Below are 1,450 nucleotides of genomic sequence, written 5' to 3'. Positions count from 1 at the left end.
CTGTAATTGAATGGACTCGCCCACGCCGAGGCGTCTATGCGCCACGGTGGCATCCTATGGATGTCAGCGACAGCGAGGGCGAGCCCATGAACAAGAGTACGTCGAAAAAGAATTCCCTGTCTGCAAACAACCTTTCAGCCTGTACCACCGTAGCCGTGGATCTGGCGAAGAGTGTGTTTCAAGTAGCGGGCGAAGATCAGTTGGGTCAAGTGATCTATGAGAAGCGCCTCAAATCCCGTGAAGCCTTTTCCACTTTCTTGCGCCAATTACCACCTGGCACCTCGGTCTTGATGGAGACCGGTCCAGGTGCGCAGGCTTGGGCCCGGTTGCTGTTGGAACAGGGCAATCAGCCTCGAATCCTGCCGGCTCAACATGTGGCCAAGCATCGCAGCGGACCGAAGAACGACCGCAACGACGTGTTGGCCATCCTGCGCGCCGGTCGGGACGAGCGTGCTTATGCCGTGCCGATCAAAACCGTAGCCGGGCTGGAAATGCAAGCGTTGCACCGGGTACGCCGGCGCTACGTGAAAGAGCACACCGCCATGGGCAACCAGATGCGTGGCTTGCTGCTGGAACATGGTTTTTCCATCCCCCAAGGCAAAGCAGCCATTGACCGAAACGTCACTCAGCTACTGGAAGACTCCAGCCAGCCTATCCCCGAGTTGCTACACGAGCTGATCGCCGAATTGCTCGGTGAGTGGAAGCACATGGCTGAACGTATCGAAGTGATGACCGGCCGCCTGGAGCGCGCAGCTCGTGAAGACGAAACCGCGAAGCGGCTTATGACGGTGCGCGGTGTCGGCCCGATCTTCTCCTCGGCCATGATTGCCAAGCAGACCGAACCCGAGCGTTTTGCCAATGCCCGGGATTTTGCGGCTTACTTCGGTACAGTGCCCGAGCAGTACAGCAGTGGACATACGATCCGGCTGGGCAAGATGGCCAAGCGCGGGGATGCCTACATCCGCAGTCTGGCCATACAAGGTGCACACGCCGTCCTCAGACAGCTCAATCCCAGCTCGGATCATCCGGATGACCGCCGCCTGCAACGCTGGCTAGGCCGTCATGGACAGAAAGGGGCTGCGGTGCGTCTGGCCAACCGTAACCTGCGGATCATCTGGGTGTTACTGCAAAACAAAGACACCTATCACCGCCAGCCGACCGAGCGCCAGGAGGTGGTGACAGGCCAGTGATTTAACGAGTTCTGCCGCCGAGGCGCTTGGCCGTCTCAACCCTTGCTCGAGAACATTGACCCCAGGTTAAACCGTCGCGGATAGATGCCTGCGCTCCTACCGGCCCTTGAGGCCTCTCTGTAATCGGCATCCCGCGAGCTGATCCGATGTTGGCCAGAAGCCAGGCGCTTCCTCGAACAGGCCTGATACATAGATGCAACCGGGTAGCAGTGTTCAAAAGCAAAGCGGGTTGACAGTAGGGGCGAGTCCATACATAGGAG

1 protein-coding gene is annotated in these 1,450 nt (G+C 58.8%); it reads left to right on the top strand.

Annotated features, from left to right (window positions below; translation table 11 throughout):
- The first annotated feature begins 86 nt into the window (after positions 1-86).
- A complete protein-coding gene (locus tag MMG91_RS28745; RefSeq protein WP_310661447.1) occupies positions 87-1,190 on the top strand; it encodes an IS110 family transposase in 1,104 nt (367 codons plus the stop codon).
- Positions 1,191-1,450: the final 260 nt, after the last annotated feature.

The sequence above is a fragment of the Pseudomonas sp. JL3 genome, from assembly GCF_031570575.1.
GTDB lineage: Bacteria > Pseudomonadota > Gammaproteobacteria > Pseudomonadales > Pseudomonadaceae > Aquipseudomonas > Aquipseudomonas cucumis.
Note: the sequence above shows the minus strand (reverse complement) of the source record. Positions and strands in the feature narration are given on the sequence as shown.